The sequence below is a fragment of the Metabacillus litoralis genome (assembly GCF_003667825.1).
GTDB lineage: Bacteria > Bacillota > Bacilli > Bacillales > Bacillaceae > Metabacillus > Metabacillus litoralis_B.
In genome coordinates this window covers 457,350-480,164 of sequence record NZ_CP033043.1, presented here as the reverse complement: position 1 = coordinate 480,164, position 22,815 = coordinate 457,350, and the positions used below count along the sequence as shown (strand labels likewise).

Annotated in this window: 25 protein-coding genes and 2 pseudogenes; 9 read left to right on the top strand and 18 right to left on the bottom strand. The window is 34.2% G+C overall.

Going from position 1 to position 22,815, the window contains the following annotated elements; genetic code table 11:
• Nucleotides 1–51: 51 nt before the first annotated feature.
• Nucleotides 52–2,829, bottom strand: a complete 2,778-nt coding sequence (locus tag D9842_RS02200) for a bifunctional diguanylate cyclase/phosphodiesterase (RefSeq protein ID WP_121661075.1) — start codon at nucleotides 2,827–2,829, stop codon at nucleotides 52–54.
• Between the two features lie 343 nt (nucleotides 2,830–3,172).
• Entirely contained in the window at nucleotides 3,173–4,009 is an 837-nt protein-coding gene (locus D9842_RS02195; protein WP_121661074.1) for a tyrosine-type recombinase/integrase, read from the bottom strand.
• Between the two features lie 189 nt (nucleotides 4,010–4,198).
• Here D9842_RS02195 and D9842_RS02190 point away from each other — a divergent pair, with 189 nt between their 5' ends.
• On the top strand, nucleotides 4,199–5,866 hold the full coding sequence (locus tag D9842_RS02190; RefSeq protein WP_121661073.1) for a ribonuclease J: 1,668 nt from the start codon (nucleotides 4,199–4,201) through the stop codon (nucleotides 5,864–5,866).
• A gap of 104 nt (nucleotides 5,867–5,970) precedes the next feature.
• Here the strand turns inward: D9842_RS02190 and D9842_RS02185 are convergent, their stop codons facing one another.
• The 3 genes from D9842_RS02185 to D9842_RS02175 are packed head-to-tail and all read right to left on the bottom strand — an operon-like array spanning nucleotide 5,971 to nucleotide 8,333.
• Nucleotides 5,971–6,609, bottom strand: coding sequence for a TetR/AcrR family transcriptional regulator (locus D9842_RS02185; RefSeq protein WP_121661072.1), 639 nt, complete (start codon nucleotides 6,607–6,609; stop codon nucleotides 5,971–5,973).
• A 38-nt stretch (nucleotides 6,610–6,647) separates the two neighbouring features.
• Nucleotides 6,648–7,442 (bottom strand): ABC transporter permease subunit, encoded by a 795-nt coding sequence (locus tag D9842_RS02180; RefSeq protein WP_121661071.1) that lies wholly within the window; start codon nucleotides 7,440–7,442, stop codon nucleotides 6,648–6,650.
• 18 nt (nucleotides 7,443–7,460) lie between these two features.
• On the bottom strand, nucleotides 7,461–8,333 hold the full coding sequence (locus D9842_RS02175; RefSeq protein WP_121661070.1) for an ABC transporter ATP-binding protein: 873 nt from the start codon (nucleotides 8,331–8,333) through the stop codon (nucleotides 7,461–7,463).
• A gap of 290 nt (nucleotides 8,334–8,623) precedes the next feature.
• On the opposite strand from D9842_RS02175, the gene D9842_RS02170 reads away from it, so the two are divergent.
• The 4 genes from D9842_RS02170 to D9842_RS25590 all read left to right on the top strand — a co-directional run bounded on the left by D9842_RS02170 (nucleotide 8,624) and on the right by D9842_RS25590 (nucleotide 10,323).
• The gene (locus D9842_RS02170; RefSeq protein WP_121661069.1) at nucleotides 8,624–9,139 is read left to right on the top strand and encodes a GNAT family protein; all 516 of its coding nucleotides are present in this window, start codon (nucleotides 8,624–8,626) and stop codon (nucleotides 9,137–9,139) included.
• Between the two features lie 198 nt (nucleotides 9,140–9,337).
• Nucleotides 9,338–9,778, top strand: coding sequence for a hypothetical protein (locus tag D9842_RS02165; protein ID WP_232273541.1), 441 nt, complete (start codon nucleotides 9,338–9,340; stop codon nucleotides 9,776–9,778).
• The gene (locus D9842_RS02160) at nucleotides 9,766–10,056 is read left to right on the top strand and encodes a YxcD family protein (protein ID WP_121661068.1); all 291 of its coding nucleotides are present in this window, start codon (nucleotides 9,766–9,768) and stop codon (nucleotides 10,054–10,056) included. The genes D9842_RS02165 and D9842_RS02160 overlap by 13 nt, the downstream gene beginning before the upstream one ends.
• Nucleotides 10,057–10,155: 99 nt before the next feature.
• Nucleotides 10,156–10,323, top strand: a complete 168-nt coding sequence (locus tag D9842_RS25590) for a hypothetical protein (RefSeq protein WP_162987272.1) — start codon at nucleotides 10,156–10,158, stop codon at nucleotides 10,321–10,323.
• Between the two features lie 69 nt (nucleotides 10,324–10,392).
• On the opposite strand, the gene D9842_RS02155 is transcribed toward D9842_RS25590, so the two are convergent.
• The 3 genes from D9842_RS02155 to D9842_RS02145 all read right to left on the bottom strand — a co-directional run bounded on the left by D9842_RS02155 (nucleotide 10,393) and on the right by D9842_RS02145 (nucleotide 13,176).
• Nucleotides 10,393–11,259 carry a PhzF family phenazine biosynthesis protein gene (locus D9842_RS02155; RefSeq protein WP_121661067.1) on the bottom strand — a complete coding sequence of 289 codons (867 nt, stop codon included), beginning with the start codon at nucleotides 11,257–11,259 and terminating at the stop codon, nucleotides 10,393–10,395.
• Nucleotides 11,256–12,293 carry a M42 family metallopeptidase gene (locus D9842_RS02150; RefSeq protein WP_121661066.1) on the bottom strand — a complete coding sequence of 346 codons (1,038 nt, stop codon included), beginning with the start codon at nucleotides 12,291–12,293 and terminating at the stop codon, nucleotides 11,256–11,258. Before D9842_RS02150 ends, D9842_RS02155 begins: the two co-directional genes overlap by 4 nt.
• 100 nt (nucleotides 12,294–12,393) lie before the next feature.
• On the bottom strand, nucleotides 12,394–13,176 hold the full coding sequence (locus tag D9842_RS02145) for a tyrosine-protein phosphatase (protein ID WP_121661065.1): 783 nt from the start codon (nucleotides 13,174–13,176) through the stop codon (nucleotides 12,394–12,396).
• 160 nt (nucleotides 13,177–13,336) lie between these two features.
• Here D9842_RS02145 and D9842_RS02140 point away from each other — a divergent pair, with 160 nt between their 5' ends.
• Nucleotides 13,337–13,555, top strand: a complete 219-nt coding sequence (locus tag D9842_RS02140) for a hypothetical protein (protein WP_121661064.1) — start codon at nucleotides 13,337–13,339, stop codon at nucleotides 13,553–13,555.
• 150 nt (nucleotides 13,556–13,705) lie between these two features.
• Here D9842_RS02140 and D9842_RS26590 read toward each other — a convergent pair.
• The 4 genes and pseudogenes from D9842_RS26590 to D9842_RS02120 form a co-directional block, all read right to left on the bottom strand.
• Nucleotides 13,706–13,777: pseudogene (locus D9842_RS26590) on the bottom strand (YjcZ family sporulation protein); the annotation flags it as partial.
• Nucleotides 13,778–13,907: 130 nt separating this feature from the next.
• Nucleotides 13,908–14,009 carry a YjcZ family sporulation protein gene (locus D9842_RS02130; RefSeq protein WP_121661062.1) on the bottom strand — a complete coding sequence of 34 codons (102 nt, stop codon included), beginning with the start codon at nucleotides 14,007–14,009 and terminating at the stop codon, nucleotides 13,908–13,910.
• Nucleotides 14,010–14,163: 154 nt separating this feature from the next.
• Nucleotides 14,164–14,235, bottom strand: a pseudogene (locus tag D9842_RS26585) (YjcZ family sporulation protein); the annotation flags it as partial.
• A 143-nt stretch (nucleotides 14,236–14,378) separates the two neighbouring features.
• Nucleotides 14,379–14,483, bottom strand: a complete 105-nt coding sequence (locus D9842_RS02120; RefSeq protein ID WP_121661060.1) for a YjcZ family sporulation protein — start codon at nucleotides 14,481–14,483, stop codon at nucleotides 14,379–14,381.
• 207 nt (nucleotides 14,484–14,690) lie between these two features.
• Here D9842_RS02120 and D9842_RS02115 point away from each other — a divergent pair, with 207 nt between their 5' ends.
• On the top strand, nucleotides 14,691–15,299 hold the full coding sequence (locus tag D9842_RS02115; RefSeq protein ID WP_121661059.1) for a copper resistance CopC family protein: 609 nt from the start codon (nucleotides 14,691–14,693) through the stop codon (nucleotides 15,297–15,299).
• Entirely contained in the window at nucleotides 15,299–16,381 is a 1,083-nt protein-coding gene (locus D9842_RS02110; protein ID WP_121661058.1) for a copper resistance D family protein, read from the top strand. The genes D9842_RS02115 and D9842_RS02110 overlap by 1 nt, the downstream gene beginning before the upstream one ends.
• 58 nt (nucleotides 16,382–16,439) lie before the next feature.
• On the opposite strand, the gene D9842_RS02105 is transcribed toward D9842_RS02110, so the two are convergent.
• Complete coding sequence (locus tag D9842_RS02105; RefSeq protein ID WP_121661057.1) at nucleotides 16,440–17,744, bottom strand: ammonium transporter; 1,305 nt, start codon at nucleotides 17,742–17,744, stop codon at nucleotides 16,440–16,442.
• A gap of 3 nt (nucleotides 17,745–17,747) precedes the next feature.
• Entirely contained in the window at nucleotides 17,748–18,125 is a 378-nt protein-coding gene (locus D9842_RS02100) for a P-II family nitrogen regulator (RefSeq protein ID WP_121661056.1), read from the bottom strand.
• Nucleotides 18,126–18,333: 208 nt separating this feature from the next.
• Between D9842_RS02100 and D9842_RS02095 the strand changes: the two genes are divergently transcribed.
• Entirely contained in the window at nucleotides 18,334–18,495 is a 162-nt protein-coding gene (locus D9842_RS02095; RefSeq protein ID WP_121661055.1) for a DUF1540 domain-containing protein, read from the top strand.
• A gap of 133 nt (nucleotides 18,496–18,628) precedes the next feature.
• On the opposite strand, the gene D9842_RS02090 is transcribed toward D9842_RS02095, so the two are convergent.
• The 4 genes from D9842_RS02090 to proC form a co-directional block, all read right to left on the bottom strand.
• A complete protein-coding gene (locus D9842_RS02090; protein WP_121661054.1) occupies nucleotides 18,629–18,967 on the bottom strand; it encodes an antibiotic biosynthesis monooxygenase in 339 nt (112 codons plus the stop codon).
• A gap of 193 nt (nucleotides 18,968–19,160) precedes the next feature.
• Complete coding sequence (locus D9842_RS02085; RefSeq protein ID WP_121661053.1) at nucleotides 19,161–20,423, bottom strand: glutamate-5-semialdehyde dehydrogenase; 1,263 nt, start codon at nucleotides 20,421–20,423, stop codon at nucleotides 19,161–19,163.
• A 14-nt stretch (nucleotides 20,424–20,437) separates the two neighbouring features.
• The gene (gene proB, locus D9842_RS02080) at nucleotides 20,438–21,568 is read right to left on the bottom strand and encodes a glutamate 5-kinase (RefSeq protein ID WP_121661052.1); all 1,131 of its coding nucleotides are present in this window, start codon (nucleotides 21,566–21,568) and stop codon (nucleotides 20,438–20,440) included.
• A gap of 82 nt (nucleotides 21,569–21,650) precedes the next feature.
• Complete coding sequence (gene proC / locus D9842_RS02075; protein ID WP_121661051.1) at nucleotides 21,651–22,499, bottom strand: pyrroline-5-carboxylate reductase; 849 nt, start codon at nucleotides 22,497–22,499, stop codon at nucleotides 21,651–21,653.
• Between the last annotated feature and the right edge of the window lie 316 nt (nucleotides 22,500–22,815).

Sequence of the window (22,815 nt, the reverse complement as noted above, 5' to 3'; positions counted from 1 at the left end):
TAAAAAGATGAAAGAGGTAATGCTCTCTTTCATCTCTTTAAATAGTAAGAACTAATTTAAATACTTTTCAAAAAAATCATCTGCTTTTACAGGTGGTGAAAAATAGAAACCTTGCACAAGGTGACAATCACTTGATAAGAGAAAATCAATTTGATCTTTGGTTTCCACACCTTCAGCAATAACATCTAAGTTTAAATTGTGCGCTAATGTAATAATTGTATTGGTTATTGCTGCATTTTTTGAATCGTGACAAACATCATTAATAAAGGATCGATCAATTTTTAACGTATTGATTGGAAAGTTCCTTAAATATCCTAGTGATGAGTATCCTGTTCCAAAATCATCTATTGAAATCTTAATGCCTAATTTTTTAAGTTCAGACATCTTAGATAGGGTTTCCTCAGTATTTTGGATAATCAAGTTTTCAGTTAACTCAAGTTCTAAATAACGAGGATTCAGTTGTGTTTCTGCTAAGGTACTCTTAACCATAGTGACAAAGTCTTTTTTATTAAATTGTTGAGCCGATACATTAACAGACATTGTGAAATGTTTATATCCTTTTTCTTGCCATTCCTTAAGTTGTCTGCATGATTGTTTAAGTACCCATTCACCTATTTGCACAATGAGCCCTGTTTCTTCGGCAAGTGGAATAAACTGTCCTGGCGAAATCATTCCTTTTGAACTGTGATTCCATCTAAGAAGTGCTTCCACTCCAATAATTCTCTTATGCTTATAATCAAATTGCGGTTGATACACTACAAGGAACTCATTAAGATCCAACGCACGATATAAGGACGTTTCCAGTTTAACATTATCCATTGTCCGCTTGTCCATTGACGAAGTATAAAATTGATAATCATTCCCTGAAAGTTCCTTAGCCTTATACATAGCTGTATCAGCTTTTTTAATTAAATCATCAGCTTTCTCACCGTCTTGAGGAAACAAGCTGATGCCAATACTAGCCTTAACAAAAATCTCATTTCCATTAAGATCAAAAGATTCCTCAAAAGCAGAGATAATATTTTCTGCGAATTCCCTTATTTCGAATTCATTTCGTGCTACAGGTAATATAATAGTAAACTCATCTCCACCTTGACGTGAAACTGTGCAGCCATTGTAAGCACATTCTTTTAATCTTTTTGCTACCATTCTTAATAACAAATCACCATAACTATGACCTAGCATATCATTAATGGTTTTAAATCGGTCTAAATCTAAAAACAGCACCGCTAGTTTTTCTTTGTGCAACTGTGCATATGCTAATCCTTGATCAAGTCGATCTTTTAATAACAGTCGATTAGGAAGATTTGTTAAACTGTCATAATAAGCATGGTAGTTTATTTTTTCTTCCATTTGCTTTCGATACGTAATGTCTTTAAATGTTACAACGTAGCCAACTAGCTTTTTTTCTTCTTTAATTGGCGTTGAGGAATATTCGACCGGACAGTTTGATCCATCTTTACGAATAAATATTGCATCTGTAGAGGTTGTTACACCGTTACCTTTATTTCCCGGCTTTTGTAGATTTTGATCACTATTATTAAAAAAGATTTTATACGGCTTACCGATTAATTCCTTTTCACGATAACCTAATATTGATTCGGAAGCTGGATTACAAAAAGAGATGTTACCTTCAATGTTAACACCAACAATTCCATCTCCTGCCGAATTTAGAATTAATTCCTTTTCGCGACTTAAACGTTGTAATTCTCCAACAACAGCCTCAAGCTCCGTATTTTTTTCTGTTAACTCATAGGTTCTCTTCTTTATGATAAGTTCCTGTTTCTCCATATAAATGATATGTGATAAAACAGACGCAGTCGCTTCTACAATAGACTGTGCTAACTGAATTTCAGCTTGTGTGTAAACACGTTCTTTTTGTCCTAGATTTACAATAGCTAGTAAACCCAATATTTCACCCATTGTTACAATTGGCAGCATAAGAATACCTTTAATACCAAATGAACGGCACGCATCATGATTAGGACGTGGGTCGCGATAAACATCAGGGATTAACACAGCCTTTTTCGTTTTTATAACCTCTTGAAAAAGTTTATCTGTTGAATGATCGATGTTTATAACATTATGAGTTTTCATCCAAGCTTCTTCTGTCCAATCACTTTCTTTACTAAGACTCGCTGGCTTAATTTGTTTTTCTGCAACAGGATCTAATAAATGAGCCCCAATATTTTTATTTTTCAACACTTTTCCTACATATGAAAAACATTTATCCAATACTTCATTTAAAGTAGAACAAAGAGACAGTTCCTTTGTAACATCAATAAGAAGTTGTTTTTCTGAAATAAGATTTTCCTTTTTAGATAGATTGTTCGCATTTCTTATGGCAACTGCAGCCATATTTACATAAGCTTCTACTGCCTGAATCTCAGTATCTTTAAGGTTCATATAAACTCCATAGTTAAATAGAAACACAAGACCGTATACTTCATCTTCATAATTAATAGGCAGTGCTAATAGAGAAGTTATTTTAAATGCTTCGACCGCTCTACGGTCAGGCCTAGAATCCTTTGACGTATCAGGAATATAAATACTTTCCTTTGTTTCAAGGACCTCATTTGCAAGGAGGTCTTTCTTAGGATCAATTACATGCATATCCAATGTGGCACCATTAATATACTCAGGCTTACCAACATAACCCCGATATGTTCCATCTTCTTGAGGGAGGTATATTCCAACTGAATCACACCGGAAGATTTCCTCAGATATAGCTGTTACAACATGCCCTAACACTTCATGCAATTCTAGTTTTGTATTAATTAATTTTGTAATATGTGCGAGACGTGAGTATCTCGTGTGTTCTTCAATCATCAATATCCCCCCAATGACAAACAACCTATGTATTTTGACAGCATTCTAGTTTATATAAAAAGATCTTCTAAAAATCGACAAACTTCAGTTCTAATATTAAGCATATTATATTAGCACCAATAATAAAAAGGTCATAAGCACCAAATTTCCATAACTAAATAGTTCAATAGTCATAGTATAAAAGGAATAAATATCCATAATGATTAGTCTATTATGTTAATTGAAAAAGCAATCTCCTTTTTTCTTTTCACAAGAAAGAACAAATTCCAAAGAATTAGCTTTGCAAAAAAATAAACCACGTTAAATAACGTGGTTTAACCATAACAAAGCATCCGTGTGTATCCTATGAAAAAGCTTGGTCAATTGCATTATCCAAATTGGGCTGTGTATTTCCAACATATCTTTTTGTCACATTAACGTCTTTATGACCTGCTAATTTTGCAACAATATGAAGATTAATTCCTTTATTAATTAGCTTCTGACAAAATGTATGACGAAGCTTATGGGGATTAACATCATATTTTTGTAACATATATTGCACAGCTCTAGTAGAGAGCCGCTTATTCACACTTGATACAAAAATGGCATCTTTTTTAATTGTTAAAGAATCAATATAATTCTCCAGATGATAGCTTACATCTGTTGTTAATGGAATAAAACGATCAATCTCACCATCATGATCTTTAATTAATAATTTCTTTTTTCCATCAACCTCTTGGATATCATCAAAATTTAAAGCACATAGTTCAGATATACGAATGCCCGTATATAATAATGTATAAACAATCGCTATATTGCGAAGATTACCATCTGCTTTCACTTCAAGTAATAGTTTTTTCTCTTCACTTTCTTCCAGAGATTCAGGAATGCTTGTATCCTTAATCTTCTCTTTACGCTTGATATCCAAAACAATTTCAGACTTGTCTATAAAACGAACAAAAACACTAATAGCTGCTAAATATTTTTCAATTGTTCCTGCCGTTTTTTGCTGATTTTCAAGTTCATCCATATATAACTGAACATCATTCTTAGAGACCGAATTTAGTGATTTACCTTTTGATGATAACCAAGCCTCGAATTTTTCTAGTACACCAATATAGGTTTTGATTGTACCATCAGCTTTTCCTAGTTGTTTTTGCCAAACACTAAATTCCTCAATAATATTCTTCTCAGTGTTCATATTGAATCACCGTCCTAATTTTTAGAATATTTGATTCTTATCTATTATATAACAGAAATTCAGTTACCTCAACTTCTCTGCAACATTTTTTCCTTTAATTAAGAAAACAGCCTAGTTTTTTTACAATTAACAAATAAACAACCAAATTATTGGCATAATATGAATACTATTTACATAGGAGGACATAAGATGGCCACGGATCAATTATCCCTATTCGCACTTGGTGGTGTGAATGAAATCGGGAAAAACATGTATGTGATTCAATATGCCGATGAAATCATTGTAGTCGATTGCGGAGGCAAATTTCCAGATGAAAATTTATTAGGAATTGATCTAATCATTCCTGACCTAACCTACTTAGAAGAAAACAAGGAAAAAATAAAGGCGCTAGTTGTAACACACGGCCATGAAGACCATATTGGTGGTATTCCCTACTTTCTCAAGAAATTAAATGTCCCTATATATGGATCACGTTTTACACTTGGTCTCATTGAATTAAAGCTAATGGAACATAATCTAGTAAGAGATACTGAATTGATTCAAATAGATTCTGAATCTACTGTAGAATTTAATAAAATTACCTTAAGCTTCTTTAAAACTAATCACAGTATTCCAGATTGTTTGGGAATTGTTTTTCACACACCTGAAGGAGTTGTCGTACATACTGGAGACTTTAAATTCGATTTAACTCCTGTAAATGATCAACATTCAGACATCCACAAAATGGCTGAAATTGGTAGAAAGGGTGTTCTAGCTCTTTTATCAGAAAGTACTAATGCAGAACGCTCTGGTTTAACTCCATCAGAACAAATGGTTGGCGAGCATATGGAGGAAGCTTTTATTAAGGCCACAAGAAAAGTCATTGTCTCCACCTTTGCTTCAAATGTTAATCGTGTTCAACAAGTCGTTGATGCTGCAATCAAAACCAATAGAAAGCTTGCACTTCTAGGTAGAAGTATGGTGAATGTAGTTGATGTAGCTATTGAACGAGGCTATTTAACCATCCCTGATGGTATGTTAATTGAACCTAGTCAAATTAATGAGCTTGCACCGGAAAAGGTTGCTATTTTATGTACTGGTAGTCAAGGAGAACCACTGGCTGCACTTGCTCGGCTATCCACTTCAAATTACCGTGATGCAGAAATACTTGCAGGTGATACTGTCATATTAGCTGCTTCTCCAATACCTGGTAATGAACGGAATGTGTCGAAGATTATTGACAACTTGTTTACTCTAGGGGCTAAAGTTATTTACGGTTCAGGAAGTTCAACAGGCATGCATGTTTCAGGTCATGGATATCAGGAAGACCTAAAGCTTATGCTTACATTAATGATGCCAAAATATTTTATACCAATACATGGTGAATATAGAATGTTACATCAACACCGTTTATTAGCTGAATCTGTTGGAGTAGAAAAAGATCATACCTTTATCGTAAACCTAGGTGATGTAGTAGACATTGTAAACCAAGAAGCCCGTCAAACTAGAAAAGTACCTGCTGGTAACACATTTGTAGACGGAATTGGCGTGGGAGACATAGGTGATATTGTTTTAAGAGATCGAAAACAATTATCTGAGGACGGGATGCTTGTTATTGTGATTACCCTAAGTAAAGCTGATAAAAAAATCATTTCTGGTCCAGACACGATTTCAAGAGGGTTTGTTTATGCACGTAATTCAGAAGATCTCTTAAAAGATGTAAACCGCCAAGTAGAACGAATTATAAAAGACCTTCAAAAAGCAAAAGTTCACCAATGGAACGTCATGAAACAAAACATTAAAAAAACAATTGGTCAGCACTTATATAAGCAAACAAAAAGAAAACCGATGATACTTCCTATCATTATAGAAGTATAAAGGTCGAAAAGTGGTGGTGCCTGGCACCACCCGATTTTTGTCGATTACGAAACCAACAAAAAAGAACAGTATCTCTACTGATCTTTCTTTACGTAAATGTCACATCAACGATTTCCGTACGCCCCATATTTAATAATATCTATATATTCATCAAGTTCTGGCATCATTTTTTCTAGTATATCGTCATATTCTAGCTGTTTACTTTCAAAAAGATGAACATATTTTTTGGAAACAGAGTCTAATGCAAGCAAAGTTAATTCAATTATTTTTTCAGGTGAAGTTCGGCCTTGCAATAATTGTTTATCTACAAGCTTATTTAAAAATTCTCCACTATATTGATCAGTATTCTTTTGTAACAGATTCTGTAATTGCTCTTGTAATTCAACTGGTGGATGAAGAGTAGCACTTGTAACTAGTTTTGTTTCAATTAAAAAGTCATATTGAATTCGTTGTTTAATGAGAACGACCTCTTTTATTCTTTCGAAAAAATCATTCTTCTTAACCTTTTTAATTTCTTCGATAATTTTACCTCCGATTAGCTGACTGCAATAGTCAACAACATATAAATAAAGGTTTTTCTTACTTTTAAAATAATGAAAAAGAATTCCTTTTGAAATACCAGCTCTTGAAGTAATTGTCTCAGTTGATGTTTTTTCATAGCCAGTTTTTGCAAACTCTTCAATGCAGATTGTTAAAATCTTTTCTCTCTTTTCATCAGGTAATTTTTCAAATGCAGAATACAATGTGTACACCTCAAATTAATTTCGATCATTTTGTCTGATTATACAGCAATATCCTTTCGATGATAAGCAACATAGCTTAACACGATCATTATAGATACTACAGCTATCATGATACTTAGATAAAGTGGTTTAATAGATTGATTTGCAATAATGTCAGCAGCAGCAATATATTTGAAGAAACTAAAATATTTGAGTCCTTCTAAGTTCTCGGTAATACCAGATACTACACTTAAAAAATATGATAAAAAAACAAAGCCTAACGAAACCGATGTGATTGTTCTAGCCTTTTTCATTGTCGTTGAAAGTAAGAAAGATATAGCGGCAAATGTAATATGCAGTAGAAAAGTTGCTAAAACAAGCAAAATAAATGTTTTCATCGACGGATCTTCATCAGCAAATTGAAAGCCAGTTAGAGAAATCACCATAATGATTATATTTAACAGAGCAATATTTGTCATAACAGCTAGCCACTTTTCAGTCATAATTTGCATACGAGTAATTGGCTTTGATAATAAGAATTCAATTGTTTTTTCATTTTCTTCCTTAGCGACAATATTTGAAGCTAACATAACCGCAAAGATACTTCCAAATAACGTTGTCATAAAGTGAACTTGAACCCCATAAAATCCGAGTAAAGATCCATAATCAAGGCGATCCATTCCAAATGCTTGTTTAAAAGAATCCGGATATGCATTAAGCAATTCCTTCATTGTTTCTTGATCCTGAGTAAATTGAGGATAAATGCTAAGTGTCATTAAAATGATTCCACTTAATGCAATCCCCCAAATAATAAGTGATCTTAAGTTTTTCTTTAATTCTCGTTGATAAATCATGTAACTTCCCTCCCTTTCCTACTCATAATAGTGAATAAAAACTTCCTCTAAAGAAGGCTCTTCTATTAATAAATCTTTCACATGTAGCGTTGACATCTTATGAAGAAGTCTATTTATATCGCCACTATACAAAAAGGTCCAATCATCACCGTTTTTCACTTTATTCATTCCCTCAATCTCTTCAATTGCTTGCTCAGTTTCAGTTTGAAGGTTAAGGCTTATTTTTTTCACATTATTTTTAAGTAACGTCTCAACTCGTTCTACCTTCAATAATTTACCTTCTTTAATAATCGCAACACGGTCACACATTTTCTGAACTTCACTTAAGATGTGAGATGAAAAGAAAATGGTTGCTCCTTTATCCCGCTCGATCTTTAATAATTCAAAAAAAGTATGTTGCATTAACGGATCTAATCCTCCAGTTGGTTCATCTAAAATGAGCAATTTTGGCTCGTGGAGAAGCGCTTGAATAATTCCCACTTTTTTTCTATTTCCAAACGATAAATCTTCAATTTTTTTATTAAGGTCTAAATGAAGTTTTTCGGCTAATTCGACGATTCGTTGATTATTTGTGTATTGATGAAACTTAGCAGAATACTGAAGTAAATCCAAAGCTTTCATATCATCATAGTAATGAACTTCAGATGGTAAATAACCAACTTGCTTACGAATTTCCTTTGAGTCTTTAACACTATCTTTCCCAAAAATATTGGCTGTTCCGCTTGTTGGGTGAATAAAATTTAACAATGTACGTATTGTTGTGCTTTTCCCTGCCCCGTTTGGTCCAATAAAGCCGAAGATTTCTCCCTTATGAATTGAAAGGGAAAGGTCGTCAATTCCTCTGTTTTTTTTATAGCTTTTGGTCAAATTATTAATCTCGATTATTTTCATATAACTTCCTCCTATATGAGGGTGAATTGACTGATCAGTCAATTCCAGTTTAATTCACATTGACTAGTTAGTCAATGTATTAATAAAGAATAATTAACCACATATTCACAAAGAAACTATTGCATATTTTTTAAATAACCATTATAATATTACACTGTTTGTTGCAACATTTTTTATTAAGTATGAATAAAATAAGAAGACACCATTTTATATAGTTTTTAGAAGCTATGTCATTTTAAAATCGTTAAATACCTACACACATCAAATATGACAATGAAAGGAGCGAAATAATGTTTAGTAAACTATTAGAAGCTGACCAACGTTCTGATAATCCAGAAGAATTGAAGGAAGAATTAGAGGATCTTGAGTTCCAAGTCTTTAGGATGCAGGATAATTTAAAGGAAATTGCCAAAAAAAGTAAGGTTCTAGGTGTTGACCAAACAAAAGAAGATAAGCTAGTTATCGTTTATACTCCAGAAGATGATCAATCTTGTAAAATTATGCTATGCAACTGTGAAACCTCATATAAAGGTAAGTGGGATTTTTCCATTCACGCAACATATGTAGATGATGAAACGATCCACATTGGTGATATTAAAGGACCTGCAAATAAAGGGTATGGCTCCATATGTATGGACTACTTAAAAGAACTTGCAATTGAGCAAAACATTCCTAAAATTACAGGTGACATTGCTGAAAGAGATTGGGATCATGTCGACAGACTTGTTCACTTTTATGAAAAACATGATTTTCATGTTGAAATTAATTATGACCATAAATCTGGGGAAATTATGTGGTATAGATAAATAAATGGATCATTTTGAATCAGTTAACGTCTTCAACTGAATCAAAATGATCTATTTTTTTGATTTCTTTCCCCCTTCTTCAAGTTGGAATAACAAATTAAAAAAACTTTTCAAAAATGAAACCTTTCTATATGATAGACCGTAGTACTAATTGTCACAAAAAGTGACTGCTCATTTTTAAAGGGAGGAACATACACCATGATAAAGAAATTATTTTCAGCAATGCTCGCTATTACCTTACTTTGCACTCCAATAAGTGGATTTTTAGTTGGAGATCATGTTACAACAGTTAGCGCAAAGGGCTACAAATCTGGTAAAAAATCATTTAACTCAAATACAAACAGCCCGTCACTTATTAAAAAGGATGATACTCAGCAAAAATCCTCTACCACAACAAAAAGTAACACTACTACAAAGCCAAAAGCCGGCAGTTTAATGAAAGGTTTGTTTTTAGGTGGGTTAGCTGGTTTATTACTCGGAGGATTGTTAAGTAATCTTGGCATTTTAGGTTCATTAATTGGCCTAGTTATTAATGTTTTAGCCATATTTGCCGTTATTTTTATTATTCGAAAAGTATTTACTTACTTTGTAAATAAAAATAAGCGTAAACACAAGGAAGATACAATATGGGGCAAATAAAGCTTTCTGAACAAAATATTGTAAATGCACTCTGTTTACACATTGCTCATAAAAGGCAAATCAAGCCTCAGGACGTTGAAATTGAGCTATTATATGATGATGACTATGGTTTTTCTGCTGAAGCATATATACAGGATCGAAAGCAAATATTGATAACTGCCAATATAATAGAGGCCATTCGCTTTTGGTTGGAAAACGAAATGAATATCGATCCTTTTGCTGCCGCAATAGAGCTAGTATTAGATGAAAATGAGGGAATCATTACATTGATTAAATAACAAACCGAGTGGGTAAAAGCCACTCGGTTTTTATTTTCACAAGAATCTTCGCTATAATTGTTATGAAAGCACGCTAATAATTAAAGGAGATAGTATAGCATGAGATCCCCGAGGGTACTTTTTATAGGTTCAATTTTAACAGATATCATACTAATCATTTACCTTCTAACGTTAATTGATGAAATTGGATTAGGTTTTGTCATTTTGTTATCTACTCTACTGATAGGCGGAACATTTATCACCTATAAATTTATGTCTAAGATATAAAATTGTAGGTAACTTATCAAGAGTTCTCTTTCAGTTAGGGAAAGAGAACTCTTTTAAATTAGAAGAACTCTAAAACCATTCACCTTTTGCAACCTTAACTACATTTCCTCCAACATGAATAGAATAGTTTCCTTCTCTTTCTTCTGCCCGAATATGAATTAAGGATTCTCTTTGAATCTCGTACCCCTGCTCAACTTTTAAATCTAATGAGTTTGTTTGAAAATATTGATGTTTTAGCAAGTAACCTGCCAAGCATCCATTGGCACTTCCTGTTGCAGGATCTTCGGGTATACCGAAAACATCAACAAACACCCTTGCATTTAGGTGATGTTCCTTGTGATAAGTTTCTTTACTGAAAACTAGAATGGCTTTTGCTCTAGTTTTTTCGGTTAATTTAAGAAGTTTTTCTTGATTAATTTTGGCTTTTTTTACTTCAGCCAATCCTTTTAAAGGAACAATAATGAAAGGGAGACCTGTTGAGACATCCTCAATTGGATAGTTCTCATCAAAATCATCAATATCCAAGTTAAGTACATCACTCAATTGTTCATATGTAAACGTTTGAGCAAAGCTAGGCTCATTTTGTTTCATCCAAAGTATTTCAGATTCATCAAAAGAAACAGGGATATCTCCAACCTTTAACTTTAATATAACCTCTTCTTCTAGCTCTTCCATTATCTCATTTCGAATAATATATGAAGTCCCTAAGGTCGGATGTCCTGCAAACGGCACTTCTTCATTAGGTGTAAAAATTCTTACACGGTACCCTCCATCTACCTTTTCATCAGTTTCAATAAAAGTTGTCTCTGAGAAATTAGTTTCTTTCGCAATTTTCTGCATTTCCTCACTAGATAAATCTCCTATATTCCGAAAAACAGCCAATTGATTTCCTTTATATTTTTCTTCAGCAAAAACATCAACAACATAATAGATCATGCTAACGTCAACTCCGATTGAACATAATGATAAAGCAAGTTTGAAGTATGCTCCAATGAGGAAGTATGTGTTCGTTCAAACGCATGTGAAGCATCAATGCCAGGCCCGATTAAGCCATGAATAATATCATGTCCTGATCGTATCGCAGCAGAAGCATCTGATCCATAATATGGATAAATATCAACTTTATATTTAATATTATTTTGTTTCGCTAACTCAATTAGTTTCCTTCGTAGCCCTAAATGATAAGGTCCACTAGAATCCTTTGCACAGATTGAAACTGTAAATTCATCCGTTTCTTGGCCGTCCCCAATTGCCCCCATATCCACAGCTAAATATTCAACTGTTTCACTAGCTATATTTGAATTACCACCGTACCCGATTTCTTCATTATTTGAGATCAGGAAATGAGTTGTATAAGGCAGTTCAATAGGATCTACTACTATTCTTTTAATTAGTTGTAATACTATCGCAACACTTGCTTTGTCATCTAAATGACGAGACTTAATAAATCCACTAGGTGTTACTTCAACTCTTGGATAAAGTGAAATAAAATCACCAACCTCAATTCCAAGATCTTTTACATCGTCTGCATTATGTACTTTCTCATCAATTCTTACTTCGATATTTTTTTGGTTTCTCTCTAGCTTACCGGCATCCTTATATACATGGACAGATGTTTGATGCATAAGAATTGTACCAGTATAGGTTTTCCCACCGGCGGTTTCAATCTGACAGTATTCACCTTCTATAGAGTTATAGTTAAAGCCCCCGATTAAATCAATCATTAATCTGCCGTTAGATTTAATGTTCTTTACAATTGCACCTAAAGTGTCTACATGAGCCGTTAACATCCTATGTCGATCATTATTTTTTCCAGGTATAGTAACAAGTAAGCCACCTTTGTGATTTCTTTTCATATTTACATTCAAAGGCTTTAAATACTCCTCTACAAACGAAATGACTTTTTCTGTATTCCCTGATGGGCTTGGTATTTCAACCAATTTTTTAATTAACTGTATTGTTTCATCCATTGTCTATTCCTCCTTTTTATGAATATCCATAAATATGATTGTAACTTAGATAAAATACAAATAAAACTCGCAGCTTGCGAGTTCACAAAGAAGTTTCACTCTATTTATTCAATAAAAATCCCCTTAACTTGTTTAAGGAGTTTTTATCTATTCCACACCCTTTGATAAAATAGTTTTCCACTGTTCCAAATTCCTTCATAATTTCCTGTAAAACATCTTCTAAATATTCACGACTTACAATTAATAACGGTTTTATTTGCTGTGAAGAAACACGGTATAAACTCATCACTCGAATAAAGTTTTCAACTTTTTTCATTCTCGGCCCAACCAATTCATTTGACAATAAATAATGGTCGATTACTTTATCATACGGAACATGTAAATAAAGCTGTATGAGTGCGGTTATTAAACCTGTACGATCTTTGCCTCCGGTACAATGAATTAAGCACGGAGCTTTGTTATAATTAGCAATTAAAGTAATGATCTCTTTTATTTCTTCTCTTCGTTCTATGATCATACAACGATAAAAATCCTTAATCATTGCTTCAAAATCCAGATTCTTAGACCCTTTAACTAATAACTGGAAAAACTCCCTATGGGAAAGGTCCTGACTTTCATGATAAATAGGGATATGCTTTAATTCAATTCCCCAGCTTTTAGGAAATTCATAAAGTTTAGATTTTCGCTCGTTAGATGTACGTAAGTCACAAATTAACTTAAATCCATATTGACTAAATTTTTCTAAGTCCTTCTTAGTCAATCGCGAAATATCATCAGACCGAAACAAGACTCCAGATTTCACATTATTTCCATCCTCTGTTTCCATTCCCCCAACATCTCTAAAATTATATAATTTTTCAAATGGTATAGTTGCTTTCTGCATTTCATTTATACTCCTTCGTTCTTCTAACTATGGAAAACTTCTCCACTTCTTATATTAACTCCTTTATTTTTAAAAAAATATTTATTTCCCGGATAATTATTTTTAAATTGGGAAACTTAACTTTAGTTTTTTAACGTTTTTTACATAGGAGGAAGGAAGCATGGATTTACATAATAATATGGAATTTGAGTTAAGCGGAAATTTCATTCCAAACATTAGCAACTCCGACAAATTAAAAATCATTGAAATTTCTAGTGACAGTGTTGTAATCCAAATGAACAACTCAAAAAGAAGAGGAATTTTTCCACTGGACAGTTTTCAGTATTGGATTAAAAGAAAGTCGCTTATTTTTATCGAGCAGGAGAAAAAAACGTCATAAAGAACAATTTATGTTTTAAAGGTTTTTAGTAAATATGTATTACATAGAGTTTTAGGTTTCGTAGAACTAATTACCTGGCGAAAAGTTTCATTTATATAGAAACTACACAAAAGAGGATCTGACTAATCAGATCCTCTATCTTAGGTTATCTTATAACCAAGCAGCACCAACGATGATTAGTAGAATAAACAGTACAACGATTAACGCGAAGCCTCTACCTGCTCCTCCGTATCCTGCACCATAACCATAACCGCCAAATCCTGCGCCATAGCCATAACCGAATCCGTAACCCATTCTATATTCCTCCTTCTTAATATTTATAGAAACGATTCATTTCTTATCAATTTTTAGTTTAACCAATGTAAGCAGAGCCCACAATTATTAGTAGGATGAATAACACAACGATTAACGCAAAGCCACCACCGTAGCCATAGCCTGGAGTTGCACCACTCATTAACAACACCTCCCTTTCGTTGTAATACTACTGTATGTATCTAGGAAGTTGTCTGTAAGGGCATCCGCACATTTTCCTAAAAAAGATAAAAAATTTTATGTTAGACATATAGAAAAAGAGGGCCTGAATAAATTCAGCCCTCCCCTTACCTATCTTATAACCAAGCAGCACCAACGATGATTAGTAGAATAAACAATACAACAATTAACGCGAAACCTCTACCTGCACCGTAGCCATAACCTGCTCCACCGTATCCTGCACCATAACCATAACCGCCAAATCCTGCACCATAGCCATAACCGAATCCGTAACCCATTCTAAATTCCTCCTTTAAATTATTTATAGAAACGATTTCTTACTAATCAATTTTTAGTAACCAACGTAAGCAGAGCCTACAATTATTAGTAGGATGAATAACACAACGATTAACGCAAAGCCACCACCGTAGCCATAGCCTGGAGTTGCACCACTCATTAACAACACCTCCCTTTCGTTGTACTATTACAATATGTATCTGGGGACTTGTCTGTAAGGGCACCCGCACAGTTCCCTAAAAAAACTTTTAAAAAATCCAGTCATAAAGTTTTTTGTTTGCTAATTTGTCAGAAATGGTTTATGAATGGAGAATACATTCAATGCTAAAATAGGTAACAGAAATAAATTAATAAAGGATGTTTTGATATGAAGAAAAAAATGCTAACAATACTAAGCTTTTTATTAATTTTTCCTTTAGCAGTTTCAGCACATACAACTGTTAAAACTTCAAATCCTTCTGAGGGTGAGGAAATCACGCAAGAACTTACAGAGCTTTTTATTGAATTCGCAGGAGAGATTGAAGACCAAAGTACGATGACCTTAACAAAGGAAACGGAAGAGCAATCCTTTGATACGGTAACAGTTCAAGGAAGTAAGCTAATTGGGACATTTAATCGTCCACTTACAAATGGAAGCTACGTGTTATCTTGGAAGATTGCAGCAAAAGATGGTCACATCCTTACAGGAGAAATTCCCTTTACTGTGAATCTTCCAGCTACAGAAGAAGAAAATATTACAAATAAAGAAACTGATACACTCATTGACGAGGAAGCGGAAGCACCATCTGATACAGAGTCAAATCAAAATGACAAAGAAGAAACAACATCAGTTAATGAAGAGCAAACTTCTCCAGAACCTGAAACAAATGCTAAAGAAGAAACAAATAACTCTTCTGTTGCCACTATTTCAATTACGATCTTAATCCTTTTATTAATTGGTGGGGCATGGATCTTATTTCGTAAAAGAGGTAAATGATGAGTCAACTAATTCCAGTAACTGAATATGTTTCGTATATGCTTTATTCTTTTTTAGTCGGACATGTTGTATTACAATTTGTTCCACAAACACATAAACCTATTGTTACCGTTAAAAAACAAAGCTTATTATTAGCTGTGTTAGGAATTATAATTTTAACTTTTCTTCCTGTATTACAAGTTATTTTATTTTTCTCTCCTGATGGGTTAATAAGCTTAACTTCTTATTCAATCTTAACTGAGTTTCAAGTCGGTATCGCTTGGTTATACGGAAGCTTCTTTGCAGTATTATTATGGATGACTATTTATGTCGAAGGCTCTAAATATATTCAAGCCCTTTTCTTGCTACTAATGATCTTCTCAGTAGGGTATGCTAGCCATTCTTCAACACTTAACCTTTGGCCTGGTTTATTTTCACATGCTATTCATTTTTTAGTGATTACAATGTGGGTTGGAGTGCTATTACATGTTGGATGGCTTTCTAAAGATAGTAATGATTGGCGTTTGTTTTTAAAATGGTTTACCCCTTTATCCATAATCTTGTTTCTAACAGTCACGATCACAGGCATTTTTCTTATGTTTTTTGTTGTTGAACCAAGAGATTATGTTAATTCATGGGTAATCACATATGGACAGGTGTTGCTATTAAAGCATTTAAGTATTATTCCCATTCTTGCTTTTGCCTTAATAAATGGATTTTTAGCTAGAAAGGTCAAAGCCAATAATCAATTTAACCCTATAAAATGGGTACAAGCAGAAACAATGATCTTAATGGTTGTGTTTTTCATCACAGGTGTATTAGGAACATTGCCGCCACCACACCAAGTAAATGCGACACTCATTCAAGAGGGACCAGCACCGTGGATAGAGTTCTTGCTCGGGCAAAACATTACGGCTCCTTTTATCGTTCAACTTTCTTTTCATTTAAATGCTGTCTTATTAGTTATAATTGGGCTCCTATTTATTGGATTGCTTATTATTAGCTTTTATAAAAAGATCTCTCCAATTCTTGCCGTAGGATTTGGAATAGCCTTTATTATTTCTACCTATCTGGGTCTAATGTTTTCAATTGTTATTAAGTAAGAAATTTCAGTGCTACAATATAGAAAGGCGAACCATTTAGCTTTGGTTCGCCTTTTTATCATCCTACAATTTTCTTTTGATCTGTTCTTGCAACAGTAATACCTGTCGTTTCTTCAAAATTATATAAGCTTGTTGGTAAGTCTGTAAAACGTTCTAATTCATTATAAGCAGGAATTCCATGGTAAGACATGTCTAATCCTTCCTCTTCTTCCTCTAATGTAGCACGCAAACCAACAGTTGCCTCTGATATTTTGGCGATTGCCGCACCACCTACTAATCCCCAAGCTGCCACAACAACTGCACCCAATAGCTGAACTCCTAATAGTGAAACTTGACCTGTTGTAAATAACCCGGCAGTTGTGTCAAACAACCCAACTGCAATTGTTCCAAATAAACCATTAAAACCGTGGACAGCAACTGCTCCAACCGGATCATCAATTTTAAGATTATCGATTAGTAATGTTGCATAAATAACAATAACACCACTAATTGCCCCGATGATAATTGCACTCCAATGATTCACAAATGCACAGCCAGCTGTAATAGCAACTAATCCAGAAAGTACCCCGTTAATCGTCATACTCGGGTCAGCTTTTCCAAACTTATTCATTGTTAAAAGTAAGGTAACTGTCCCACCGCTTGCCCCAGCTAACATTGTATTAATTGCAATAGATGCTAAAGATGCATCGGAAGCATCTAATGTACTACCACTATTAAAGGCAAACCAACCGAACCATAAAATAAATGCACCACTTGATGCTAACGGAATATTACTTGGTGCGAATACGTTGACGCTTCCATCAGAATTAAATCTTCCTTTTCTTGGACCTAAAATTTTGGCCATTGCCAATGCAGCAAAGCCTCCAACTGCGTGAATTGCAGCTGATCCTGCAAAGTCCTTCATTCCAAGCTGTGCTAACCAGCCTTCACCATTCCAAATCCAATGACCAGAAAGTGGGTAAATGATTAATGTAATCAGTGCAGCTGTTACTATATAAGCCTTAAAATTCATTCGTTCGGCTACAGCACCGGAAATGATCGAGATACAAGCAACAGCAAAGCCCATTTGAAATAGCACGAACGCTTCACTCGGTAGTTCTATTCCTAAAGAAATTTTCTCAGGACTTCCAAATAAACTTGTGCCTATAAACCCAAAAGCACTCTCTCCAAACATAATGGCAAATCCAAAGACCCAGAATGCTAAAGCCCCAATTGTTAAGTCAACAAAGATTTTCATCGTTACGTTAACAGCATTTTTTGTGCGAACTAAACCAGCCTCTAATAAGCTAAATCCACCTTCCATGAACAAAACCATTGCTGCCGCTATAACAATCCAAACGGTATTTAAATGAATAAGTTCCATTGATTAGATTCCCTCCTTTGCGGGAAACTCTCTTATTGTCAAATCATCAATTGACACATCCGGTTCGCCAGTGCGAATATTATAAGCTTCTAGAATAGGATATACATAGATTTTGCCATCACCATCTTCACCTGTTTGAGCAGATGAAATAATTGTTTTAATAGTTGGTTCTACCATATGATCAGATAATATAATTTCAAGTTTAATTTTCGGATGTAACGTTACATTATAATTTTTCCCTCGATAAACACCCTTTGTGTCTCTTTGCTTTCCTCTTCCTACAACTTGAGAAACAGTAAATCCAGTAATTCCAATATTCTTTAATCCCTTTATTGTTTCAGTAATTTTCTGCGGTCTTATAATCGCTTCAATCTTTTTCATCTTCATCACCCTAATTGTCTGTTAGATTTTCTAACATTATATGTTATTGATTATAACACCGATGAAATAAGAGTCAATACTTTAAAAAATAAAAGTTTTCAGATAAGTTCACTTTGTCTATGTTATCTCTAAAAAACAAAATACACCTCTTATACTGAATAGGATAGGTCAAACTTGTTTATCCTAACAATGAAGGAGGTGTTTTATAATGGCACTAGACGTATTATGTGAAGTAAACAGCTGTGTTCATAACATCCAAAATGAAAACAAATGTGGTGCATCTCAAATTTATGTAGTCAATCATAAAGAAAAGAATGCATCAAGTAGTGGAGAAACTGATTGTAAAACATTTGAACCAACTGATCTTTAATATGTATTAAGAGGCAACCATCACCGTGGTTGTCTCTTTTCATTACTATTATTGAAAATAATTATCATTATTATTCATGAATGATAAAAAAACTTTTCCAGCAATAAAAAAAGCCAACATCATAAGATATTGACTACCTTTCTATACTTTCTTTAGCTTTTGCTTCTTTAACGTTTACTACGTTATATAAGCCGCCTTCTGAGTTTACAATGTACTCTGGGTTTGGTTTACCTCTATTTGCTTTATGACCGGCGATATGTGCTTCACTTTTTTCCCACTGCTTCCAATATTCTTCTGATTTCCAACGAATTTGGACCATTACCTCTTCTTCACCGCGTCTTACTTTTTTCACCATTACTGTTGCATCAACAAAACCCTCTTGCTCTTCAATAATACCTGGCTTACTAAACCGATCAACAACTTGAGCCGAACTTCCCTCTGTTACTGTAATTTTTTTCACTTGAACAAACATGCAATCTTCTCCAATCAATAAGTTATTTTTTGTTCTACAAATATTATAATCAATAATGATTATCATTGTCTATTTATAAAGTGTATTTTTCTAATAGAAAATTAAAAAAAGTAAAGAAAACTAAATTCAAATTTTTATACTTTCTGATCTTACTAAAAAGAAGTGACCGATATTCGGTCACTTCTCTTTTTACTTATCTTGTTTGCCCATTACCTGACATCATAAATTTTACTGTTGTTAAAGCCGGTAAGCCCATCGGTCCTCGCGCATGGAGCTTTTGAGTGGAAATACCAATCTCAGCACCAAAGCCCAGAGCTCCACCGTCAGTAAAGCGAGTAGACGCATTATGATATAGAGCTGAAGCATCTACTAAGCTCATAAATGTTTTAGCTGTTTCTTTGTTTTCAGTTACAATCGCCTCTGAATGCTTTGTACCGTATGCTTCGATGTGATCTATTGCTTCTTCGACGTTACTAACTGTTTTAACAGCTAAGTCTAAGCTTAAATATTCATTCGCCCAGTCTTCTTCGTTTGCAAGAACTGAGTTCGGAATATAGGATAAAGCTGTTTCATCACCATGAACAGTAATTCCATTTTCCTGCAAAGTTTTCACTAGGACATCTCGATTCTTTTCTAGCCAACACTCGTGAATAATAGCTGTTTCTAACGCGTTACATACAGCTGGACGGTCCGTTTTTGCATTAACAAGAATGTTTAATGCTTTTTCAACATCTGCTTCAACATCAATATATAAGTGGCAGTTTCCGACACCTGTTTCAAGTACTGGAACAGTGGCATTATTTACAACTGCATTTATTAGTGAACCTCCACCCCTTGGAATTAACACATCAATATGTTCTTTCATAGTGAACAGTTGCTGTGTTGCTTCACGGTCTGTGCTGGCAATAAATTGTACAGCTTCTTGTGGGATCTTTGTTTCTTTTAATGCCTCATGCATAACCTGCACGATTGCTTTGTTTGATGATAAAGCAGATGATCCGCCTTTTAATACAATGGCATTTCCTGATTTAAGAGCAAGACCTGTCGCATCGACTGTTACGTTAGGACGTGCTTCATAAATCATACCAATTACACCTAGTGGTACTGTAACTTTTTCAACTAGAAGACCGTTATCTAAAGTCCAGTTAGAAAGGATTTTACCTGTTGGATCTTCTAATTTAGCTACTTGACGTAAGCCATCAGCAAAGTCAAAAATTCGTTCTTTTGAGAGAGCCAGACGATCCATGTAAGCCGTATCGTAACCTTTCTCACGACCTGCTTGTAAATCTACTTCATTCGCTTTAAGAATAACTTCAGTATTTTTTTCTAAAGTATCAGCTAAAATGTGTAATGCTTCATTTTTTTCTTCAGTTGATAATAAACTTAATGTTTTTGCAGCTTTTTTTGCTGCAATTGCTTGTGATTCGACGTTTGGTTGTTCTTTTGTTACAGACATCTAATTCCTCCTTTTTATACTCCGACAGGCAACGATAATTCAAGTTCACAAACTAAATCATCAAAATGGACAACCTCTTGCTTTTTAACACCCTCACCTGAAGCCTTTGCAATCTTTTCTAACTCTTCATTTGAATAGTTCACAACACCCAAACCAATTCTTTCTCCTTCATGATCAAGAATTCGAATAACTGCACCCTTTTCAAACTGACCTTCTACTTTTTCAATGTCTGATGAATAGATGCTGTGTTTATGATCAACAATGGATGTTCTTACATTTTGATTAATTGTTACTTCACCCTCAGGACCGGAATGGAAAGCAATCCATTGTTTTTTCTGATTTAAGTTAACTGTTTCGTTTGTTACTTCGAAATAAGTTCCTTTGGCTTCTCCGCGAACAGCATCGCCAAGAATATTAGGGATCGTTGCTTTTCCTAAGAAGGTCGAAATACCAGACGCCATCGCAATCTTTACGGCATCTATCTTCGATCTCATTCCACCTGTTCCAACGTTACTACCTGATTCACCTGCTCCTTCTTCGATTTCAGGGGTGATTTCATAAACTTTCTCAAGTAGTTTTGCTTCTTCATTTTTTCGAGGATCTGAATCGTATAAACCATCTATGTCAGATAAAATCATCAATTGATCAGCTTCTACTAAGCCAGCAACTTTTGCTGATAACGTATCATTATCACCAAACTTCAAGCGATCAACTGTTACAGTATCATTTTCATTAACAATTGGAATAATGCCACGTTCTAATAAAACATTTAGTGTATTACGTACATTGTTGTAGCGTTTTTCATCTGAAAAATCACTTCGTGTAATTAAGATTTGTGATGCCACATACCCGTGTGATAAAAAGATCTCTGAATATGCCTCAATTAATAATCCTTGCCCAATAGAAGCAGCTGCTTGTTTTTCAGGTAGAGATGTTGGACGGTCAATACAACCTAGCTTACGATAGCCTGCTGCAACAGCACCTGAAGAAACAAAGACAATCTCATGTCCTTCGTCCTTTAATAAGGCAATTTCATCAGCTAATTTCTCTAGTTTACGTCGACTGATTTCTCCGTGTCGACTTGTTAAGGAACTGCTTCCTACTTTTATTACAACCCGTTTTTTTTCGTTGTCTAGGGTCGTCATGATATCACTCCTGAGTCGTATTTATCTCTCTAAATCACTTGTTTCTCTATAAGTCTTTCATTTTCTTAAACTATAATCTTATTTATTTTGATGAGCTAACCAGTAAACTCTCTTGGATTTGTTCACTAATTTCTTTTGAACGTTTTGCCGCATGCTCAACTGCCTTCGCAATAGCTTTACCCCCACCATTTTCGTCCAATGCGTTTAACCCTGCTGCTGTTGTACCATTTGGTGAAGTAACCTTTTCTCTTAGTACAGTAGGCGTATAATCTTGCTCTTGAACCATTTTCGCAGCACCAACAATCGTTTGAGCAATAATTTCTCTTGTTGTTTCCAAGTCAAAGCCTGCTTGTGATCCTTGTTTTTCCATATGCTCCATCAAATAATAGAAATAAGCCGGACCGCTTCCTGCAAGACCCGTAAAGATATCCATATCTTTTTCTTCTATTGTATAAACCTCACCGATGCAACCTAATAAATCTTGAGTTAGTCGAACATTGTTTTCTGATGTTTCATGACCTGGGGATATGGCAGTAGCTGACTCACCGATCGCACTTGACGTATTCGGCATCACTCTAACTACTTGCTGGCCATTATGAAGGTTTTGTTCAAGATATGTTGTTGTAATTCCAGCTAGAACTGATAATATGAGTTGATTTGGTTTGATATGATCTTTAATACCCTTTAATGCTGAATCAACATCTTTTGGCTTCATAGCCAATATCATGACATCTATTTGATCAAACGGTAAATCTTTAAGTTTGATTCCTTTGATACCATACTTTTCGTTAAGTGCAGATAACCGTTCTTCATTGGAACGATTTGTCGCAATGATATTTTCTGTTGGAAATTCAGATCTGACTAATCCTGATATCATAGCTTCTGCCATCGAACCTGCGCCTAAAAATGCAACTGTCTTATCGTGTAGCATCTCATCTCTCCAATATCGTTCGTATTTTTGTTCGTATTTTTACTCACGATTTAATACTAACATGATGATTTTCATAATCAAGGTCTTAAAGAAACGTTGTGAGTATTTCTTCCAATTAGTTAGTGTAAGCGTTACCATTGATAGGTAATTTCTTTTAAAAGCTTCTCAGACGACTCTAACGCTTCATATCCGTTTATTTAAGGATTTGTTTTAAGTTATTATTCAAAATTTTTATGATATTCACCCATCTGCCAAAATGTGTAACCTTTCTTTAAAAATCTGCTATGGTTTATATGTAAACCTTTTATTTTTTCTT

Excerpts from the sequence above, each read along its gene's own strand:
- D9842_RS02200 (WP_121661075.1), bottom strand. The coding sequence starts at position 2,829 with ATGATTGAAGAACACACGAGATACTCACGTCTCGCACATATTACAAAA.
- D9842_RS02195 (WP_121661074.1), bottom strand. The coding sequence starts at position 4,009 with ATGAACACTGAGAAGAATATTATTGAGGAATTTAGTGTTTGGCAAAAA.
- D9842_RS02190 (WP_121661073.1), top strand. The coding sequence starts at position 4,199 with ATGGCCACGGATCAATTATCCCTATTCGCACTTGGTGGTGTGAATGAA.
- D9842_RS02180 (WP_121661071.1), bottom strand. The coding sequence starts at position 7,442 with ATGATTTATCAACGAGAATTAAAGAAAAACTTAAGATCACTTATTATT.
- D9842_RS02175 (WP_121661070.1), bottom strand. The coding sequence starts at position 8,333 with ATGAAAATAATCGAGATTAATAATTTGACCAAAAGCTATAAAAAAAAC.
- D9842_RS02170 (WP_121661069.1), top strand. The coding sequence starts at position 8,624 with ATGTTTAGTAAACTATTAGAAGCTGACCAACGTTCTGATAATCCAGAA.
- D9842_RS02165 (WP_232273541.1), top strand. The coding sequence starts at position 9,338 with ATGATAAAGAAATTATTTTCAGCAATGCTCGCTATTACCTTACTTTGC.
- D9842_RS02160 (WP_121661068.1), top strand. The coding sequence starts at position 9,766 with ATGGGGCAAATAAAGCTTTCTGAACAAAATATTGTAAATGCACTCTGT.
- D9842_RS25590 (WP_162987272.1), top strand. The coding sequence starts at position 10,156 with ATGAGATCCCCGAGGGTACTTTTTATAGGTTCAATTTTAACAGATATC.
- D9842_RS02155 (WP_121661067.1), bottom strand. The coding sequence starts at position 11,259 with ATGATCTATTATGTTGTTGATGTTTTTGCTGAAGAAAAATATAAAGGA.
- D9842_RS02150 (WP_121661066.1), bottom strand. The coding sequence starts at position 12,293 with ATGGATGAAACAATACAGTTAATTAAAAAATTGGTTGAAATACCAAGC.
- D9842_RS02145 (WP_121661065.1), bottom strand. The coding sequence starts at position 13,176 with ATGCAGAAAGCAACTATACCATTTGAAAAATTATATAATTTTAGAGAT.
- D9842_RS02140 (WP_121661064.1), top strand. The coding sequence starts at position 13,337 with ATGGATTTACATAATAATATGGAATTTGAGTTAAGCGGAAATTTCATT.
- D9842_RS02130 (WP_121661062.1), bottom strand. The coding sequence starts at position 14,009 with ATGAGTGGTGCAACTCCAGGCTATGGCTACGGTGGTGGCTTTGCGTTA.
- D9842_RS02120 (WP_121661060.1), bottom strand. The coding sequence starts at position 14,483 with ATGAGTGGTGCAACTCCAGGCTATGGCTACGGTGGTGGCTTTGCGTTA.
- D9842_RS02115 (WP_121661059.1), top strand. The coding sequence starts at position 14,691 with ATGAAGAAAAAAATGCTAACAATACTAAGCTTTTTATTAATTTTTCCT.
- D9842_RS02110 (WP_121661058.1), top strand. The coding sequence starts at position 15,299 with ATGAGTCAACTAATTCCAGTAACTGAATATGTTTCGTATATGCTTTAT.
- D9842_RS02105 (WP_121661057.1), bottom strand. The coding sequence starts at position 17,744 with ATGGAACTTATTCATTTAAATACCGTTTGGATTGTTATAGCGGCAGCA.
- D9842_RS02100 (WP_121661056.1), bottom strand. The coding sequence starts at position 18,125 with ATGAAAAAGATTGAAGCGATTATAAGACCGCAGAAAATTACTGAAACA.
- D9842_RS02095 (WP_121661055.1), top strand. The coding sequence starts at position 18,334 with ATGGCACTAGACGTATTATGTGAAGTAAACAGCTGTGTTCATAACATC.
- D9842_RS02090 (WP_121661054.1), bottom strand. The coding sequence starts at position 18,967 with ATGTTTGTTCAAGTGAAAAAAATTACAGTAACAGAGGGAAGTTCGGCT.
- D9842_RS02085 (WP_121661053.1), bottom strand. The coding sequence starts at position 20,423 with ATGTCTGTAACAAAAGAACAACCAAACGTCGAATCACAAGCAATTGCA.
- proB (WP_121661052.1), bottom strand. The coding sequence starts at position 21,568 with ATGACGACCCTAGACAACGAAAAAAAACGGGTTGTAATAAAAGTAGGA.
- proC (WP_121661051.1), bottom strand. The coding sequence starts at position 22,499 with ATGCTACACGATAAGACAGTTGCATTTTTAGGCGCAGGTTCGATGGCA.